This window comes from Xanthomarina gelatinilytica (genome assembly GCF_000348685.1).
Taxonomy (GTDB): domain Bacteria; phylum Bacteroidota; class Bacteroidia; order Flavobacteriales; family Flavobacteriaceae; genus Xanthomarina; species Xanthomarina gelatinilytica.
The window spans coordinates 15,331-32,908 of sequence record NZ_ANLA01000004.1 but is presented as its reverse complement, the minus strand read 5'-3'; the positions used below and the strand labels follow the sequence as shown (position 1 = coordinate 32,908).

The 17,578-nt window shown below is 36.1% G+C and carries 13 protein-coding genes; 7 read left to right on the top strand and 6 right to left on the bottom strand.

All coding sequences use genetic code 11. The annotated features are described in order from the left end of the window. Positions 1–46 precede the first annotated feature (46 nt). From D778_RS00800 to D778_RS00790, 4 genes are all read right to left on the bottom strand, one after another. Positions 47–2,023 carry a tetratricopeptide repeat protein gene (locus tag D778_RS00800; protein WP_007646756.1) on the bottom strand — a complete coding sequence of 659 codons (1,977 nt, stop codon included), beginning with the start codon at positions 2,021–2,023 and terminating at the stop codon, positions 47–49. 24 nt (positions 2,024–2,047) lie between these two features. Next, entirely contained in the window at positions 2,048–2,179 is a 132-nt protein-coding gene (locus D778_RS14835; RefSeq protein WP_007646755.1) for a hypothetical protein, read from the bottom strand. A gap of 94 nt (positions 2,180–2,273) precedes the next feature. Beyond that, positions 2,274–3,233, bottom strand: a complete 960-nt coding sequence (locus D778_RS00795; protein ID WP_007646754.1) for an OmpA/MotB family protein — start codon at positions 3,231–3,233, stop codon at positions 2,274–2,276. 30 nt (positions 3,234–3,263) lie between these two features. Beyond that, positions 3,264–4,037, bottom strand: coding sequence for an exodeoxyribonuclease III (locus D778_RS00790; protein WP_007646753.1), 774 nt, complete (start codon positions 4,035–4,037; stop codon positions 3,264–3,266). A gap of 200 nt (positions 4,038–4,237) precedes the next feature. On the opposite strand from D778_RS00790, the gene D778_RS00785 reads away from it, so the two are divergent. From D778_RS00785 to D778_RS00765, 5 genes are all read left to right on the top strand, one after another. Beyond that, the gene (locus D778_RS00785) at positions 4,238–7,672 is read left to right on the top strand and encodes a hypothetical protein (RefSeq protein ID WP_007646752.1); all 3,435 of its coding nucleotides are present in this window, start codon (positions 4,238–4,240) and stop codon (positions 7,670–7,672) included. A gap of 54 nt (positions 7,673–7,726) precedes the next feature. Next, the gene (locus D778_RS00780; protein ID WP_007646748.1) at positions 7,727–8,113 is read left to right on the top strand and encodes a hypothetical protein; all 387 of its coding nucleotides are present in this window, start codon (positions 7,727–7,729) and stop codon (positions 8,111–8,113) included. A gap of 70 nt (positions 8,114–8,183) precedes the next feature. Further along, positions 8,184–12,497, top strand: a complete 4,314-nt coding sequence (locus D778_RS00775; RefSeq protein WP_007646746.1) for a CusA/CzcA family heavy metal efflux RND transporter — start codon at positions 8,184–8,186, stop codon at positions 12,495–12,497. 2 nt (positions 12,498–12,499) lie between these two features. After that, a complete protein-coding gene (locus tag D778_RS00770) occupies positions 12,500–13,645 on the top strand; it encodes an efflux RND transporter periplasmic adaptor subunit (RefSeq protein WP_040491163.1) in 1,146 nt (381 codons plus the stop codon). 10 nt (positions 13,646–13,655) lie between these two features. Further along, positions 13,656–15,629, top strand: a complete 1,974-nt coding sequence (locus tag D778_RS00765; RefSeq protein WP_007646743.1) for a heavy metal translocating P-type ATPase — start codon at positions 13,656–13,658, stop codon at positions 15,627–15,629. A 41-nt stretch (positions 15,630–15,670) separates the two neighbouring features. On the opposite strand, the gene D778_RS00760 is transcribed toward D778_RS00765, so the two are convergent. After that, complete coding sequence (locus D778_RS00760) at positions 15,671–16,117, bottom strand: hypothetical protein (RefSeq protein WP_007646741.1); 447 nt, start codon at positions 16,115–16,117, stop codon at positions 15,671–15,673. Between the two features lie 173 nt (positions 16,118–16,290). Here D778_RS00760 and greA point away from each other — a divergent pair, with 173 nt between their 5' ends. Further along, on the top strand, positions 16,291–16,764 hold the full coding sequence (gene greA / locus D778_RS00755; RefSeq protein WP_007646739.1) for a transcription elongation factor GreA: 474 nt from the start codon (positions 16,291–16,293) through the stop codon (positions 16,762–16,764). A gap of 76 nt (positions 16,765–16,840) precedes the next feature. After that, positions 16,841–17,230 (top strand): HIT family protein, encoded by a 390-nt coding sequence (locus D778_RS00750; protein ID WP_007646733.1) that lies wholly within the window; start codon positions 16,841–16,843, stop codon positions 17,228–17,230. Here D778_RS00750 and D778_RS00745 read toward each other — a convergent pair. After that, entirely contained in the window at positions 17,225–17,575 is a 351-nt protein-coding gene (locus D778_RS00745; protein ID WP_007646728.1) for a hypothetical protein, read from the bottom strand. The genes D778_RS00750 and D778_RS00745 overlap by 6 nt on opposite strands. Between the last annotated feature and the right edge of the window lie 3 nt (positions 17,576–17,578).

The following is a 17,578-nucleotide window of genomic DNA, read 5'->3' as shown; positions in this document are numbered from 1 at the left end:
ATTAATGGATATTCCCAGTTGGACTGTTCAGCTTTTGCATGATTTTTTATGAAGCTTCTATTTGTCCTTGATCTTTATATAACAAAGCTAAAAGATAAAGGTAATCTGGATTGTTTGCTTCCAATTTCAATGCTTTTTTAATGGTTTCTTCGCCTTCTTCAAATTTTTTATTTTGATAATAGTAGGTAGCAAGATTATAAAGGTATCTTGAGTTTGAGGGCTCCAAGACAATAGCCTTTTTCAAATCTTTTATGGCAATTGCGTGTTGCTCCAACTCAAAGTACAGTAGCGCTCTTAGATAATAAGCCCTTCCTAAATCTGGGCTTTTATCAATTAAAATATTTAATATATCCAAAGCCTCATCAGGTTTTCCATCAATGCTATAACAACTGGCTAAATTAGTGTACACAGGAATTAATAAACTGTCTTTTTTTAGAGCTATACGATAATGTTTAATGGCATTTTTTATATCGTTAGTTTGAAAATAGTAATCTCCCAACTGCATGCGTCCTGTTGAAAAATCGGCATTGCTGAAAAGCATCTCTTCCAATTCGTTTCTGGATTTGGTTATCCCACTAACATCTATGTTTGTTAAAGTGTTTAGGTCTAGATCCAATAATAATTGCGCAGCTCCAATTCGAACCAGTTTGGTAGTGTCGTTTGTGTGTTTTAGGGCAATGGCAGTTCTGTCTTCAAGACTTAAACCTCTAAATTTTTGTAAAGCTGCAAACCTCACCATGGGGGAAGCATCGTTTAATCCTTTAATCAATGCTTCATATTGCTTGGATTCGGTTATTTGTACATTGTCAATTACAGAGGCTCTGGCAATGGCTGGATAGTTTAAATCGTTAATAAAAACATCTAATGCATCTCGTTCTTTTTGGGAGAGTTTATTTTTAGCACTTAATAATAAGGCATCTGAAAAATGAGCCTCTCTTTTGGCTCCATACCATTCTACCACTTTGTTGGCTGCCCAGGTTTTCGATTTATCTGCATGGCAAGTGTTACATGCATTTGGTGTTCCATAAGTCACACTTTGGTCTGGTCTAGGCACTCTAAAACTATGGTCTCTTCTAAAATCAATTCCCATATAGGTAACTCCAGTCATGTGACAGTTGATACATTGTGCACCTTCAGAATTTTGAGGATGGAAATGATGCGATGGCTCATTGTAGTTCGGTTCATGACATTGCATGCATAAGTTGTTGCCTACTTCTTTTAATTTTAGGGAATGGGCATCATGGCAATCGGTACAAGTGACATCATTATGATACATTTTACTTTGTAGAAAAGATCCATATACATAATCTTCTTCTAAAATCTGTCCATCACCATGATAAAATTCTTGTGATAGGTTTTGAAGTAGATATTGGTCTTCAAAATGAGTTCCAGGAACTAGGTTTTGAGTGAGTTTGGCACGTCTGGAATGACATGGAGCACACATATTCATTTGCGAAAATTGCGATTTTCCTGCAATAATATATTTGTTGTTATGAAGCGAATCCTGTATGTTGTTTGCCCAATTTACGTGTTTTTCTGCAGGACCATGACAGCTTTCGCAGCTTACATTTATTGAAGACCAAGTTGTGTTAAATCGGTCTTCATCTACATTGTAATTTTTTTTAAGATTTGTGGAATGGCATTCGGCGCACATGGTGTTCCAGTTTTGAGAACTTTGTGTCCAATGCATCCAATCATGAGGATCCAAAGTGTCTCCCGAATATTGATGATACCATTGATTTTTTTCTGCATCCCAAGTGACACGTAGCACTTGTTTTTTGCCCTTGTCAAAATCCACTAAGTATTGTTGCAAAGGTCTAACGCCAAAAGTGTAGCTTATTTTGTAATCCTTAACAGAACCGTCAACTTCGGTAATGTTAACCATGAAATCCGAATCTTTTTTGCTAAAGACATACTTTATGCCATCCAGGGTTATTTGCACATCATTAAAATTTCCCAGAACCGTTTTGTCTGTTGCTTCTTGCATGGCCAAATCATGATCGGAACCTGTCCAAGTCTCCAAAACGTTTTTATGGCAAGAGGCACATTATTCATCTCCTACATAACCATCTTTGTGAACTGAAACAATGGCTTGAGTGTCAACATAGGTTTCTTTTTTTGAACTGTTAGAACATGATACAAAAAGTAAAATTATAACAACCAAAAAAAGATGTTTCATAAAAAAAACTAAAAAGTTAATATCCTATATAAGGCTGCAATTTAAAAATAACTAATTAAAAAAACGCGATTCTTTGGAAATCGCGTTTAAAAAATTAAATATCATTAAGCAATTTGGTCAATTCATCCAGTTTTGGAGTTAAAACCACTTCAATACGTCTGTTTTTTGCTTTGCCTTCAGAGGTTTCATTTGAGGCAATAGGTGCATACTCACCACGTCCTGCTGCAGTTAGGTTTTCTGGTTTTATATTAGGGTTTTCCCTTAAAATTTCAACAATGGCAGTGGCACGTTTGGTTGATAAATCCCAATTTCCTTTTAAGGTGCCATTTCCGGAATAAGGCACATTGTCTGTATGGCCTTCAATTAAAACATTGATGTCTGGATTGTCAGCCAGTACGCTTCCCAGTTGTTTTACGGCCTTTTTTCCTTCAATACCAACAGCCCAACTTCCAGATTCAAACAATAATTTGTTTTCCATAGACACATAAACCTTTCCATCACGCTGAACAACGGTTAGACCTTTTCCTTCAAAATCCACTAAAGCTCTGGAAATGGCATTTTTTAATTCGGTCATGGCTGCATCTTTGGCTGCAATTAGGCTTTCTAATTCTGCTACACGATTGGAACGGGCTTCCAACTCTTTTTTCAAGGTTTCCAGTCTGGCATTTTCGGTTTCAAGGGCTTGTTCTTTGGCTTCCAATTGGGCTAACAACTCTCTGTTTTTTTGAACATTCTCTGCTATGGCAGAGGAGCTGTTTTTTTCCAGAGCATCATAAGATGCTTTTAAGTTTTCCAGGTTTGCTTTGGTAGCCTTGTAATCGGCTTGAAGTTTGTCTCGTTCTGCAATGGCTTCTTCATAAGCTTTTTGCAACTGGTCCAATTCGTTTTGTGCAGCATTTTTAGCACTCAATAAATTTTCATTGTCGGTTTTTAGCTCCCTGTTTTCCTCTTTTAATGTGGCATATTTGTTTTCCAAGTATTTATAGACCTTTGGAGAGACGCAAGAACTTGCCAACACTGTGGAAAAAGCTACAATTAAGATTCTATTTTTCATGTTTAATATTTGGGTTGTTTTGTTAAAGATTTAAGATGTTTTGTTGGTTTCTATTTCTACCAAAATAGGACAATGATCGCTATGTACAGCATCTGTAAGTATAACGGCTCTTTTTATCTTTTCTTGTAGAGGTTTGGAGACCATGGTATAATCAATACGCCATCCCTTGTTATTGGCTCTGGCATTGGCACGATAGCTCCACCAACTATATTCTTGTTTTTCAGGATGTAAAAATCGGTAGGCATCTATAAAGTCGTTGTCTATAAATTCTCCAATCCATGTGCGTTCTTCTGGTAAAAACCCAGAAACACCTTTCATTTTAGGATTATGGATGTCTATTTCTTCATGACAAATATTATAATCTCCACAAATAACCAAATTAGGAATGTCTTCTTTTAACTTGTTCACATAGTTTTGAAACATGTCCATATAATCAAATTTGTGTTTCAGTCGTGCATCATTGGTACCGGAAGGTAAATACAGGCTCATAACAGAAAGGTCATTAAAATCTGCACGAAGGTTTCTACCTTCAAGGTCCATAGATTCGATTCCTGTGCCAAATTCTACGTGATTGGGTTTTATTTTGGATAAAATGGCTACGCCACTATAACCTTTTTTTTGGGCACTAAACCAATAGTGATAGGTGTAACCTGCTTCTTCAAAAACGTTTACATCCAATTGGTCTTCCATGGCCTTTATTTCCTGTAAACAAATAACATCTGGATTTGCTGCTTTTAACCATTCTATAAATCCTTTATTTAATGCAGCTCTAATGCCATTCACATTATAAGAAATAATTTTCATATCAGTTTTTTTAATTTTTTTAATGTTGTGTAATAAAACAATTATCTCTCCTTATTAAAATAGGTGAGTTAATTTCAGCTAAAATAAATAATGCTTTACATTTACACTATTAAAATAATCCTAATTATTAAATAGTATTTAAAACGATTTAACAAAAGCTATCAACAAAATAATTTTATTGATATGCAGTTTAGTACTTCATGAAGTTTACACTTTCAATTTTATGCTTGCTTATTGGGTTTTTGGTTTCTGCTCAAGACCTGGATTCCAACTATAGAACTAAAACAGTTGCTGTAAGGGATTCAATTGCCATAGATAGTGTAAGCATTAATTCCAATTTTCTAACAATTAAAACAAAGGACAGTTCCTTTGTGGACGACTCTTACTATTCTGTAGATTATAAAAGAGCCATTATTACCTTCCATAAGCCCATAGATGCCGATTCTGTTATAGTGAATTATTTAAAGTATCCAGAATATTTAACCAGAACCTATAGGCAAATAAGCGATAGTGTGATTGTTGAAAATACTGGAAATCTGGCCAGGCTTTACAAGCTTTCACAACCAAGTGAAAAACAAAATTACACTCCCTTTGATGGGTTGTCTACTTCTGGAAGCATCTCACGAGGTGTGGTTATTGGCAACAATCAAAACTCTGTGTTGAATAGCGAATTGGACCTTCAAATAACAGGGAAATTAAGTGAAAAAGTGTCTTTAAGGGCTTCCATTCAAGATGCCAACGTGCCTTTGCAGGAAAGTGGTTATTCGCAACGCTTGGATGAATTTGATCAGGTATTTATTGAACTTTTTAGTGATCATTGGAAAATTCGCGCTGGCGATATAGACCTTACAAACCCATTTTCCTATTTTGCCAATTTTAGTAAGCGTGTTCAAGGACTTTCTGTAGGAGCTATCTTAGATCACCCAGAATCACAAACCAACATATTTGCCTCTGGAGCTTTGGTAAGGGGACAGTTTACCACCAGTCAGTTTACTGCTGAAGAAGGCAACCAAGGCCCTTATAAATTGAAAGGTCCAAACCAGGAATTATATGTTTTAATAGTATCTGGAAGTGAAACGGTTTATGTAAATGGAATTGCTTTGGAACGAGGTGAATACAACGATTATGTTATAGATTACAATGCAGGTGAAATTATTTTCAATTCCACGTTTCCTGTTACTTCCGAAATGCGTGTCACTGTAGATTACCAATATAGCGAGCGCAACTATTCGCGTTTGGTTGTTTTTGGTGGAGGAAGATATGAAAGTGACAACCTAAACCTTGGTGTGTCCATATACAGCGAAAACGATTCCAAAAACAATCCCTTGCAGCAAAACCTCTCTGCAGAGCAAATTGAAATTTTAGCAGAGGCAGGAGACGATAGAACTCAAATGGTTGCGCCTTCCATAACGCCGGAAACTTATAATGAAAATAGAATTTTATACAAAAAAGAAATCATTAATGGAGTGGAAGCTTTAGTGTTTTCCAACAATCCAGACGATGAATTGTTCAGTGCACGCTTTACCTTGGTTGGAGATAATCAAGGAAATTACGTAATAAGCAGTGTTGATGCCATAAGTACTATTTTTGAATACGTAGAACCCATTGCTGGTGTACCACAGGGAAATTACGAACCCATCATTCAGTTGGTTGCTCCCACAAAACTTCAAATGGCCATAGTAAATGGAGAGTACAAGCCCACAGAAAAAACAGCCATAAATTTTGAAATTGCAGGAAGTAAAAACGATTTAAATCTTTTTTCCAATCTAGACGATGGAAACAACGATGGCTTTGCAGGAAAATTAAATGTCAACCAAACACTTATAAAAAGAGATAGTTTGTGGAATTTGGAAGCTTTTGCAGATGTTGATTATATTCAAGAGAATTTTCGCTCTATACAGCGTATCTATAATGCCGAATTCAATCGGGATTGGAATTTAGGAGCCCCAACAAGTACCACAACGCAAACCAGTTTAGGAACACAAACCTTTATTAAAACTGGCGCTCAAGCTTTTCATCACACCAAAGGGTTAGCACGTTATGAGTTTGAATATTTAAACTATTCAAAAAATTTTAATGGAAGCAGGCATATTGTTTCAGCCAATTTAAGCCTTAACAATTGGCATATTGCAACAAGTTCCAGTATGTTGAATACTACTTCAACCACAACCAATTCAACGTTTTTTAGAACCTATAATGTGTTAACCTACAGTTTTGGTAGAGCTTGGGCAGGAACCAGGTTGGCTATGGAAGACAACCAGCAAAAAGAAAACGACACAGATGTTTACACAGCTTTAAGTCAGAAGTTCAAGTCCTATGAAGTGTTTTCTGGAGTTGGGGATAGCACCAAAGTGTTTGCCGAAATTGGCTACAAATACCGTGTAAATGATAGTTTAAGAAACAATCTCTTGCAAAAGGTAAACAGTTCCAATACCTATTATCTTGACTCTAAAATAATTCAAAACGAAAAAACAAATTTATCGCTTTACGCAAATTATAGAGTTTTAAAAAACACAGACCAAAGTCTTGAAGACGAACGTTCCCTAAATTCAAGAATTCAATTTAGTCAACGTTTTTTTAAGCAATTTTTTCTTTGGAACACAGTTTACGAAACCAATTCCGGAACCTTGCCACAACAGGAGTTTACCTTTGTTGAAGTGGAGCCAGGACAAGGAAATTACACGTGGATAGACTACAACAACAATGGCATTCAGGAGCTGGAGGAATTTGAAATAGCCCAATTTCAAGATCAAGGAAAGTACATTCGGGTGTTGCTGCCCAATCAGGTATTTATAAAAACACATCAAAACAGGCTTAGTCAAACCTTAACCATCAACCCACAACAATGGTCCACAGAAGTTAGTGGTGTTAAAAAAGTGTTGTCTTACTTTTACAACCAAACATCCTATTTGGTAGATAGCAAGAGTAAGCGCGAAGGCAGTAAAATAAATTTAAATCCGTTTTATCGCGATCCAGAAAACGAATTGGGGCTTCAGTTGAATTTCAGGAACATCTTGTTTTTTAATAGAGGCAAACAACATTATACAACCTCATATACTTTTTTAAAAAACGATTCCAAAAACAATCTCACCATTGGTTTTATTGAAAATTCCTTAATAAGTCACGCCTTGCTTTTCAATCATAAATTTGCCACCAGCTGGTTGATTAATTTTCAAACCAGTTGGAACACAAATAAAAGCATTAGTGAGAATTTTGCCAGTAAAAATTATGAAATAGATGAAGGGAACATCAATCCTAAACTGTCTTATCTGTTAAATGACAATGTGCGATTCGATGTTTTTTATCAATATACAGATAAGCACAATACCATTGGCAGTAAGGAGACTTTAAAACAGCAAAAATATGGTGCGTCCTTTTCGTTTGCAAATTTCCAAAGCATGTCTATTATTGGGGAGTTCAATTATTTTGACAATAATTTTACTGGAAGTGCAAACACACCTGTAGCCTATCAAATGATGGAGGGGTTGCAACCTGGTAAAAATTATACTTGGAGCTTGTTGGCCCAGAAGAAAATCACCAAGTTTTTGGACCTAAACCTTAATTATCTGGGGAGAAAGAGTGAAACCAGTAAGGTGATTCACACAGGAACCATTCAGTTAAAGGCTTACTTTTAAACATGTAACATTTGTTACCTTAAACGTGTTTATTTTTTATACCTTTGCATAGGTATGAATAAACTTGTGGCCATAACATATGCTGTTTTAATTCTAATGCAGGGTTTTAACTTTAGTTTTGAAGATGTTTCAAAACTAAATGCCTTGATTGAGCATGCCAAGTACCATCAGGAAACCTATGGCGATTCTTTTTTGGAATTTTTGGCTGAACATTATGGAGACGCCAAATTTCAGCACGAAAACGAGCACAATGGTCATGAAGAACTACCGTTTAAGCACCATCAAACCTGCTCCCATAACAGTGTAACCTTTACGGTTCCAACTTTAAATTTCACTTTGGAATATCAACCTTTTGTTGAAATCCCATTCAATTTCTTTTACAAAGAATCTACTTCTTTATTCGAAAAACCTTCTGTTTTTCAACCTCCTAGATTAGCATAATACCTTCGTGATTTTTATCATTTATTATTAAGCTATTTCTTAATAGCTTACCACTTTTCACATCCAGATTATGTTAGAGAACATCATTAAATTTAGTTTAAAGAATAAACTTATTATTCTACTTTTTATGGCTTTTGTAGTTGGTTTTGGAATTTTTTCCTTAACCCAAATACCTATTGGAGCCGTTCCAGATATTACCAATAACCAAGTACAGGTTATTACTACTTCCAGAAATTTATCCACACAAGATGTAGAGCAATTTATTACTTATCCAGTGGAACTGGAAATGGCCAATTTACCAGGAGTGGTGGAAATCCGTTCCGTTTCAAAATTTGGGCTATCTGTAGTTACCATTGTTTTTGAAGACGCTTTGGGTACTTATTTGCCAAGGCAACTTATTGCAGAAAAAATAAAATCGGCTTCCGAGAAAATCCCAGAAGGTTTCGGATCTCCAGAAATGGGGCCAATTACCACTGGATTGGGAGAAATTTACCAATATATTTTAGATGTTAAGCCAGAATACAAAGACAACTATTCCATAACCGATTTAAGAACCATTCAAGATTGGATTGTAAAACGTCAATTGTCTGGAATCCCAGGTGTGGTTGAAGTAAATACTTGGGGAGGTTTTTTAAAACAATATGAAGTGGCCATCAACCCTCAAAAACTAAATGCCATGAATATTTCGGTTTCAGAAATATATGATGCTTTAGAAAAGAACAACAGTGTTGCAGGTGGTGGTTATATTGAGAAAACCAATCAAGCATTTTTTATTAGAGGAGAAGGCTTGGTGGCCTCACTGGAAGATATTGGCAATATTGTGGTTAAAAACGATGGTGTTCCAATTTACATCAAAGACATTGCAAAAGTTGGTTTTGGTAGTGCCACACGTTTTGGAGCTATTACCGGAAATGGTGAAGGCGAAAAAGTTTTGGGTCAGATTATGATGCTTAAGGATGGCAATTCCAGTAAAATTATAAACGATGTTAAAGAACGCGTAGATGCCATACAGCACACACTGCCAGAAGGTGTTTACATCAATGGCTTTTTGGAAAGAACCGAACTGATAAACAAAACCACCTTTACAGTTGCCGAAAACTTAATTTTAGGTTCCCTTATTGTTATTTTTGTAGTGGTTTTGCTCTTGGGAAACTGGCGTTCAGGCTTGGTTGTGGCTTCAGTTATTCCATTGAGTTTATTGTTTGCCATTTCCATGATGAATCTCTTTGGTGTTGATGCCAATTTAATGAGTCTTGGAGCCATAGATTTTGGGATTATCATTGATGGAGCTGTCATTATTGTAGAGTTTATTGCTTTCCAAATAACAGCACAAACAGCTAAAATTAAATCTCTTTCCAGAAAAGATCAGCAAGCAGATATTGATGCCATTACTTTAAAAAGTTCATCCAGAATGATGAATTCTGCCATTTTCGGGCAGCTTATCATTTTAATCGTATTTATCCCTATTTTATCATTGAGTGGCATTGAAGGAAAAATGTTTAAACCTATGGCCATGACCTTCAGTTTTGCTTTGGTTGGAGCCATGATTTTTTGTTTAACCTATGTACCAGTCATTTCTTCTTTGGTATTAAAACCACAGGTTCAAAGCGACAAGAACATATCCGTAAGATTAATGAATGTTTTAAAAAAGGCTTATAAACCAATTATAAATTGGGCTTTATTGAATAAAAGACTGGTAATTTCCTTTTCAGTCATTTTGTTGGTAAGTAGCATCTGGATTTTCAACAGAATGGGAGGCGAATTTGTGCCTACTTTAGATGAAGGCGATTTCGTGATCCAACCGGTTTTAAAAACAGGGACCTCTTTAAGTAAAACCATAGAAATCACCACTAGGATAGAACAGATTTTACTTGATAATTTTCCAGAGGTGGAACAGGTTGTGAGTAGAATTGGTGCAGCCGAAGTGCCAACAGATCCCATGTCCATGGAAGAAAGTGATGTGATTATTAAACTGAAACCCAAAAAAGAATGGGTGTCTGCCTCCAGTAAAGACGCATTGGCAGACAAGTTTAAGGAGGCACTTTTTGTAATTCCAGAAATGGAAGTGGAATTTACACAACCTATTGAAATGCGTTTTAACGAGTTGGTTACTGGGGTTAGGGCAGATGTGGCCATTAAAATCTTTGGGGAAGATTTAACAATCCTATCCAATAAAGCCAATGAGATCAAAACCCTAATTGAAGATGTGGAAGGTGCATCGGATATTATTGTTGAAAAAGTTGAAGGCTTACCTCAAATGAGTGTTAAATTCAACCGAAGCAAAATAGCCAGATATGGCTTGAATATTTCCGATTTAAACCAACTAATTTCCATGGGGTTTGCTGGTGGAACAGTGGGTTCCGTCTTTGAAGGTGAAAAACGTTTCGATTTGGTGATCCGCTTGGACAAAAGCCAAAGAAAAAACCTGGAAAGCCTAAAAAACCTTTATGTAGATACTCCTAACGGTTCTAAAATACCATTAAGTGAATTGGCAGACATTACTTACACAACAGGTCCTGCAAAAATTTCAAGGGACGATACCAAACGTCGTATAGTGGTTGGTATTAACGTTAGGAACAGAGACCTGCAATCTGTTGTGGACGATGTACAACAAATCATTAATAATCAGTTAGATCTGCCAACAGGTTACAGCATTACCTATGGAGGGCAATTTGAAAACCTACAAAGTGCCAAAGCGCGTTTGTTGGTAGCCGTTCCTATAGCCTTGGTGCTCATATTCATCTTGCTTTATTTTGCTTTTCATTCGGTGAAAGATGCGTTAATGATTTATACAGCCATTCCTCTTTCAGCAGTTGGTGGTATCCTGCTATTGTGGTTTAGGGATTTGCCTTTTAGTATCTCTGCAGGTGTTGGTTTTATAGCCTTGTTTGGAATAGCGGTTTTAAATGGTATTGTGCTTATTGAACACTTTAAAGAACTTAAGGAACAAGGCATCAAAAATATTGAAGAGCGTATAAAACGTGGTACAAGCGAGCGTTTACGTCCTGTTTTGTTAACTGCTGCAGCTGCTGCACTTGGGTTTTTGCCTATGGCAATTTCAACCAATGCTGGAGCTGAGGTACAACGTCCCTTGGCAACAGTTGTTATTGGAGGCTTGGTTAGTGCCACTATTTTAACCCTCGTGGTACTTCCTGTTATTTATGCTTGGGTAGAACAAAAAAAAGATCTTAAAATGAACAAAAATAGTGTTACGCTTATCTTGATATTGTTTCTTTCATTTCAAATGAAAGCACAACAACAACCTTTAACCATTGAGGAAACTTTGAGTTTGGCCATAGAAAACAACTCAGGTTTAAAAGCGGCTTCCTTAAAAGTTGACGAAGCCAATGCTTTGGTGGAAAGTGCCTTTAGTTTTGATAAAACGGCCTTGTTTTATAACTACGATGAAAGTAATTTGGCTGCAAATAACGAGCCTTTAAAGGTGTTTGGCATTTCGCAGGACTTTAAGTTCCCAACGGTTTATTTTGCCGATAAAAAAGTGAATAAAACACAATATCAATTGCAGGAATCGCAATACAGCATTCAATTGCAATATTTAAAACGCGATGTGTATTCTAAATACTATCAATTACGATATGCAAAAAACAAAGCGCAAACGTATCGGTTTTTGGATAGTTTATATCAAAATTTTGCTGTGTCTGCCAAACGCAGGTTTGAACTTGGAGAGACCAATTATCTGGAACTGATTACAGCTCAATCCAAACAAAAACAACTTGAAACGTTATACAATCAAGCTTTACAGGACATTGTTTTGGCCAACGAACAGTTAAAAAAAGTGGTGCAAACAGATAGTTTGCACATAGCGAACCAACCTCTGGAAAAATTGCCATTGGAAAAAGTAACCATGACAGACAATTTGGGGTTACAGACATTTGAGCTTTCCAAAGCATATTACAAAGCATTGAACCAAAAAGAAAAGCAAAGTCTTTTACCAGATTTAAACGTGGAATATTTCCAAGGAACCAACAGTGGGATTAACAGAAACCTGGTAGGTTATACCTTTGGCATAAAAATCCCTTTGTTTTTTAGGGGCAATGCTTCAAAAATAAAAGCTTCTAAAATAGCTCAAGAAGTGGCAGAAGAACAACAAGTGGACTATCAGGTGAAATTGGAAGCAGAATACCAATCTTTATTGGCACAACTGAATCAATACGAAGAAGCCATAAATTATTACGAAACCCAAGGGAAAACCCTTTCAGAAGAAATTATTAAAACAGCTGAACGCACCTTTAAAGAAGGCGAAATAGATTTCTTTCAGTATATACAAAGTATTGAAACAGCAAAAGATATTGAACTCACATATCTGGATAATTTAAATACTTACAATCAAACAATTATTGCTATCAATTATTTAATTTTATAAAAATGAAAAACCTATATATCGTATTGTTTTCACTGGTATTAGCAGCTTGTGGAAATTCAGAAAAAAACAATGAAGCTGTTGAAGAAGTTCATGCAGATTCCAATGAAATGCTTGTTACCAAACAACAGTTTGAAGGTGAGCAAATGGCCTTTGGCACTATTTCAGAACAAGTGTTCTCTGAAACCGTTAAGGCCAATGGCATGATAGATGTCCCTCCACACAACAGGTCCAGTGTGGCCACTTTTATAGGAGGTTATGTTACAAAAACACCTTTGTTGATTGGAGACAGGGTAAAAAAAGGGCAGTTGTTGGTTACCTTGGAAAATCCGGAATATGTAGAAATTCAGCAAAACTATTTAGAAGTGGCAGAGCAGTTAAGCTATTTAAAATCTGAGTTTAACAGACAAGAAACCTTATATAACGAAAATATTACTTCTCAAAAAAACTTCCTAAAAGCCGAAAGCGCTTATAAAAGCAATTTGGCGCTTTACAATGGGTTGCGAAAAAAGTTGCAGATGATGAACCTAAACCCAACTTTGGTAGAGCAAGGGCAAATAAGTTCCACCATTAATCTGTATGCTCCCATTGCAGGAAATGTTACCAAAGTCATGGTAAGTAACGGTAGCTATGTGTCACCTTCAGATACCATTATGGAAATTGTGGATACAGATCACATTCATTTAGAGCTTTCCGTTTTTGAAAAAGATATTTTAAAAATCAAAAAAGGCCAAGACATTTTGTTTACAATCCCTGAAGCAACAGATAGTATTTTTAAAGCCGATGTACATTTGGTTGGTACAACCATAGACGAAACAAACAGACGTGTTAAAATCCATGGTCATATTGAGGAAGGTCAGGCTCAGTTTGTGGTTGGGATGTTTGCAGAAGCCAATATTGTAATTAGCAATGTCAATCGTATGGCTTTGCCAAAAGAAGCCCTTATTGAAGCAGAAGCTAATTTTTTTGTGTTAGTTTTAAAGAATGAAACAGCAAATGAATATCAGTTGGAAAAAATAAAAGTTGTTAAAGGTTTGGAAACCGAAGATTTTGTTGAAATTTTAAATTCAGAAGATTTAAAAAACAAACGTATTTTAACCACAGGCACTTATATGTTGCTTAATGAAGGAGGTGGAGGTCACGACCATTAAAAAATGATTTATGGATAAACACAAAGAACACGCTCACAATCATGCTCATAGTGGTATTTTTGGAAAAAAAACAGAATTGTATTTTTCCTTGCTATGTGGTTTTTTTCTCTTATTGGGCTTTATTTTACAAAAAACTCATGTAGATCCTGATTGGGTTTCCTTGGCGGCATACATTATCTCTTACTTTTTTGGTGGCTATTTTATTTCTATTGAAGCCACAAAGAAAATATCCAAAGGAGGTTTCGATATAGATTTTCTTATGATAGCTGCTGCTATTGGTGCAGCCTATATTGGCAGTTGGGCAGAAGGAGCACTGCTGTTGTTTTTATTCAGTTTGGGTCATGCCCTGGAAAGCTATGCCATGAACAAGGCTACCAAATCCATAGAAGCCTTAAGCGATTTATCGCCTAAAATGGCTTTGGTTAAAAAGGATGGCAAACTTGTAGAAACCCCTGTCGAAGACCTAAAAATCAACGACATATTTGTTGTAAGACCTCATACAAAAATTGCAGCAGATGGCGTGATTGTAACCGGAAACAGCAGCATCAACCAAGCACCTATTACTGGAGAAAGCATGCCAGTTGACAAAACGGCAATTGCAACTACAGATCAATTACCGGATTTTAAGGACATAGATAAAAATCATATTGCATTTACAGGAACCATAAATGGCGATGGCCATATCGAGGTTTTGGTTTTAAAGCTCAGTTCAGACTCTACAGTTGCCAGATTAATAAAAATGGTAAGTGAAGTAGAGACCCAGAAATCTCCAACCCAACGTCTCACCAAAAAATTCGAGAAAATTTATGTGCCTATAGTTTTAATATTGGTGATCACACTTTGTTTTGCTTATGTAATAATAGACGAAACATTTTCAGAAAGCTTGTATCGTGCCATAACTGTTTTGGTAGCAGCTAGTCCTTGTGCTTTAGCTATTTCTACGCCAAGCGCTGTATTAAGTGGGATTGCAAGAGCTGCTCAAAAAGGGGTTTTAATAAAAGGAGGGAAAGCTTTAGAGGACTTAGGGACCATTTCTACCATAGCCTTCGATAAAACAGGAACACTCACCGAAGGAAAACCAAAGTTAACCCATGTAATCCCTGTTAACGATTTTAATGAAACCGACTTTTTACAATTGGTATTAGAGGTAGAAAGCTTAAGCAATCATCCACTGGCAAAAGCTATTTCTAAAGACATCAAAGAGCAATACCAATTGGATTATTTAGGAAAGGCTTCCAACATAAATGCCATTCAAGGAAAAGGCATAGAGGCCATGTATAAGCACCAAAAAGTTCTTATAGGAAACGGCAAACTCATGATGGATGAAGGCATTGCTGTGTCAGACACGATAGCCACAAAAATGAACGATTTGCTTAAGCAAGGACATACAGTTATGCTGGTAGCTTATAACCAAAGCATTGCTGGACTAATAAGTGTGATGGATGTGCCAAGAAAAACAGCCGTAAGTACTTTAAAGCGTTTAAAAGAGATTGGTATCAAACGTATGATCATGCTTACTGGAGATCATCAAAATGTTGGAGATACCATAGCAAAACAAATAGGTTTAACAGAAGCTAAAGGGAATCTGTTGCCAGAAGATAAGGTGGATGCCATAAAAAAACTGCTTCAAGAAGACAAAAAAATAGCCATGGTTGGAGATGGTGTTAACGATGCTCCTGCTATGGCCTTAAGTACTGTAAGTGTTGCCATGGGAGCAGCTGGAAGCGATGTGGCTTTAGAAACTGCCGATGTTGCTTTAATGTCCGATAAAATTGAAATGCTCCCTTTTGTAATTGGATTGAGTAGGGAATCCAAACGTATTATCAAACAAAATATTTTTATTAGTTTGGGAGTGGTTGCCTTGTTGGTTCCAGTAACCATTTTAGGACTTACCAACATAGGTCTGGCTGTACTTTTTCATGAAGGTTCCACCATTGTAGTGGTAATAAATGCCTTAAGATTGTTGCGTTTTAAAATGGATTAGGATGGAATAACCTGGTCTTTCAGGAGTTATTTACATACTATTTAGTTGTTGTAAACCCTAATAATGTCTCCAAGAACTTCAACATAATAACGTTTTAAGGCATACTGCCCTGTAGTACCGGGTTGAATGTTTCCACTTAATATATCATAACTATTGCCATCATCACAATTACAGGTAGCAATTACATCTTCAACCGATAGCGTGGAACATTCGCTTAGGGGATGGTTTGGGTCGCTTAACTCAAAAGCACTATAATTTGTGCCACCAGCAAAATAGATCACCACACCATTAATCCCATAATTGTTGTTTAACACAACATGGTTATTGGCGTACTTTAACTGGCTGTATTGAGGTAAGTTGGTGTTTACCAAATTTCCAGTATCAAAAGTTACATTGGGTATATATTGGTTGTTGTTATCGTTATCGTCACTTTTGCTACAGGATACAGTAATTAAAGCCAATAAAATAAGATATAAAATGCGATTCATTTTTAGTTAAATTTTCGCTTACAATTTACAACAAAAAGTAAACACAGTTAAATATTTTGTATATTTGTATATCAATCTCGTATTTGCGAGATTTTTTGCGTTATTCCCGAACGATTTCTTCTAGTATGTTGGAATGTGTTTCGGGATATTTATAATATATAAACGATGAAGTTATGAGTAAAGTATCTTATTACACGGAAGAAGGTTTAAAAAAATTAAGGGAAGAATTAAAACAACTAAAAGATATAGAGCGTCCTAAAGCCTCACAAGCCATTGCTGAGGCTAGAGACAAAGGCGATTTAAGTGAAAATGCCGAATACGATGCAGCTAAGGAGGCTCAAGGCATGTTGGAAATGAAAATTTCCAAACTGGAAGAAGCTTTGGCTGGAGCTCGAGTGATAGACGAATCGCAATTGGACAACTCCAAGGTTTTGGTCCTCTCTAAAGTGAAAATTAAAAACCAAACCAATGGTATGGAAATGGAATATACGCTTGTGGCCGATGGGGAAGCCGATTTGGCCTCAGGAAAAATTTCTGTAAACTCCCCTATTGGAAAAGGATTGTTGGGAAAATCTGTTGGTGAAGTTGCTGAAATACAAGTGCCTAATGGCGTTATGAAATTTGACATCTTGGAAATTTCCAGATAAGCAATTCCTGCTTTTTTCTTTTTTTAATTCAGAAAAGCAGGAATCTTTTTATATTTACTTAAATACTTGAAACATCATGGCATCAATCTTTTCTAAAATAATTTCTGGAGAAATTCCTTCTTATAAAATTGCGGAAACTGACGACTTTTTAGCTTTTTTGGATATCAATCCAAATGCTAAAGGGCATACCTTATGCATCCCTAAAAAAGAAGTGAATAAAATTTTCGATCTGGATGAAACAACCTATTTAAATTTAATGGCATTTTCAAGAAAAGTTGCAATTGCCATAGAAAAAGCCATTCCTTGCAAACGAGTTGGCATGTCTGTGGTAGGTTTGGAGGTGCCTCATGTACACGTACATTTAATTCCTTTAAACTCTATGGAAGACATTAGGTTCTTGAACAAAGCTAGCTTAACTCCAGAAGATTTTCAAGATACTGTTAAAGCCATTAAAGCTTATTTATAGGTTTGGTAAAAAAACAATCCCTAAAACCACCAATACAAAAACAATTAGGCTAATTATTAACAGCCAAGCACTTTTCTTTAATTTATAAGATGGATTTTTGGGTGTAAATGCTTTTTGATGATAGGCAACTACACGTTCTATATCTTCGGTCCAACGAACCGGATAAATGGTGGTTTGGCATGTGTGGCACTCCAATTGGTTAGAGGTGTCTTTAGTTATGGACTTATAAAATCTGGACTCCACAAATTTTTGCTTAAAAGTTAAATGCAGTCCATTGGTATTGTAACATTCCGGACAGTTGTTATTTAAGGCCACTTCCTTAATTGTAATAAACTTCTCTTCCATAAT

Coding starts and splice junctions, on each gene's coding strand:
- D778_RS00770 (WP_040491163.1), top strand. CDS start 12,500: ATGAAAAACCTATATATCGTATTGTTTTCACTGGTATTAGCAGCTTGT.
- D778_RS00775 (WP_007646746.1), top strand. CDS start 8,184: ATGTTAGAGAACATCATTAAATTTAGTTTAAAGAATAAACTTATTATT.
- D778_RS00790 (WP_007646753.1), bottom strand. CDS start 4,037: ATGAAAATTATTTCTTATAATGTGAATGGCATTAGAGCTGCATTAAAT.
- D778_RS00765 (WP_007646743.1), top strand. CDS start 13,656: ATGGATAAACACAAAGAACACGCTCACAATCATGCTCATAGTGGTATT.
- D778_RS00785 (WP_007646752.1), top strand. CDS start 4,238: ATGAAGTTTACACTTTCAATTTTATGCTTGCTTATTGGGTTTTTGGTT.
- D778_RS00760 (WP_007646741.1), bottom strand. CDS start 16,117: ATGAATCGCATTTTATATCTTATTTTATTGGCTTTAATTACTGTATCC.
- greA (WP_007646739.1), top strand. CDS start 16,291: ATGAGTAAAGTATCTTATTACACGGAAGAAGGTTTAAAAAAATTAAGG.
- D778_RS00795 (WP_007646754.1), bottom strand. CDS start 3,233: ATGAAAAATAGAATCTTAATTGTAGCTTTTTCCACAGTGTTGGCAAGT.
- D778_RS00745 (WP_007646728.1), bottom strand. CDS start 17,575: ATGGAAGAGAAGTTTATTACAATTAAGGAAGTGGCCTTAAATAACAAC.
- D778_RS14835 (WP_007646755.1), bottom strand. CDS start 2,179: ATGAAACATCTTTTTTTGGTTGTTATAATTTTACTTTTTGTATCATGT.
- D778_RS00780 (WP_007646748.1), top strand. CDS start 7,727: ATGAATAAACTTGTGGCCATAACATATGCTGTTTTAATTCTAATGCAG.
- D778_RS00750 (WP_007646733.1), top strand. CDS start 16,841: ATGGCATCAATCTTTTCTAAAATAATTTCTGGAGAAATTCCTTCTTAT.